The following is a 1,596-nucleotide window of genomic DNA, read 5'->3' as shown; positions in this document are numbered from 1 at the left end:
GTTTAAGTAACCGCGGGCGAGGCCTGTTCCGCTAACTAATAACTCTCCAGACGCGCCAATGGGTTGAGGCTGATTCTGCGGATTTACAACATAGCACTGGTGGTTTTTTAACGGTTTTCCTATCGCAGGGATATCTCCCACCTTGAATTCTTTCACCTGTTCAATTGTCACCACGTGCGTTTCAGAAGGGCCGTAGTGATTCCATAAGCAACAGCTTGGATGGGTTTGAAGAAACTGATGTAAGCTGCCAGTGATTTGCAGCGCTTCGCCGGCGGTAATGACTTCTTTGATATGAGGCAAGGGAATGTTCTGCTTGTTTAAGAAGTCAGTGAGCGCATGTAACAACGCAGGCGCTATAAACAGGCGCTCAATGCGTTGGTTGGATAACGCGCTCGCTAACTGCGTCATATCCAGTCTTGCATCGTTATGGATAAGCACCAGGCAACTTCCTGTAAACCAGCTGGTGACGATTTCTTGCAGCGCTACGTCAAAAGTGATGTTGGTGAGCTGAAGCGTTCTCATCGCCTGAGTTAATTGCCCTTCCAATGCCTGATGCTGGACCAGATTTAGCAGGGTCTTATGGTGTTGCAATACGCCTTTGGGTTTCCCAGTGGAGCCGGACGTATAGATCACATAGGCTAAATCATTGGGGCTGCTGGAGACAGATGGCTGATCGCTGGGAGAGCTTTCAATAATGGACCAATCCGCATCCAAACGAATTAAAGCGCCAGAGTAGCTATTTAATGATTCAGCGCAACGCGACTGCGTTATCAATAGCACTGGCTGACAATCATCCAATATGGCTTGAAGCCTTGCGGGCGGCGCGCAAGGGTCCAGAGGCACATAAGCGCCGCCGGCTTTCAAGATGCCCAGTAATCCAATGATCATATCCAGACTGCGCTCCACACAGAGCCCCACCATCGCGTCGGGCTTCACTCCTTGTTCGATCAAGTAATGAGCCAGCTGATTGGCGCGTCGGTTGAGTTCGCCATAGGTCAACGCGTCGTCATTAAACATTACAGCCACCGCGTTAGGAGATTTCACAGCCTGGGCTTCAAACAGCTCATGGATGCATTGCTCGGCCGGGCAGGGGGCGGAGGTCTGGTTCCAGTCGATGAGCAGCTTTTGTGTTTCTTGCTCGGTTAGCATATTCAATTCGCTCATTGCGGCGGAGGCCTCGGTGTGAGTCATGGCGATGAGAAGTTGCTGTAAATGCGCGAGCAGATGACGAGCGCTATCCTCCGTGAAGCGCTGTGGTTGATACAGCAATTTAAAGTGCAGCCGGTCACCGGGAACTATAGATAGGCTCAGAGGGTAGCTCGTCTGTTCGTTAGCGACGACCTGTCCTACGGCGAATTGATCTGGAGACGACGCGGACTCTGTCAATGATGCGTCCAGCGGGTAGTTTTCGAATACAAGCAGTGACTCGAATAAATGTTGGCCGCCGCCGACCTCGCTGCAACGTTGAATATCTACTAAAGGCGCATAGCTGTACTGGTCGTGTGTGGCTTGGGCCTTATGTAATTGTTGCAGGCAGTCGGCGATAGAGAGGCTATCCGTCAGCTGCAGCCGCATGGGGACGCTGTTGATAAACAG

The 1,596-nt window shown here is 51.5% G+C and carries 1 protein-coding gene; it reads right to left on the bottom strand.

Going from position 1 to position 1,596, the window contains the following annotated elements; translation table 11 throughout:
* Positions 1-1,596: AMP-binding protein (locus ONV78_RS31805; protein WP_279508608.1), on the bottom strand; the 1,596-nt coding region annotated here is incomplete at both ends.

Source organism: Hahella sp. CR1, from assembly GCF_029813005.1.
Taxonomy (GTDB): domain Bacteria; phylum Pseudomonadota; class Gammaproteobacteria; order Pseudomonadales; family Oleiphilaceae; genus Hahella.
Note: the sequence above shows the minus strand (reverse complement) of the source record. Positions and strands in the feature narration are given on the sequence as shown.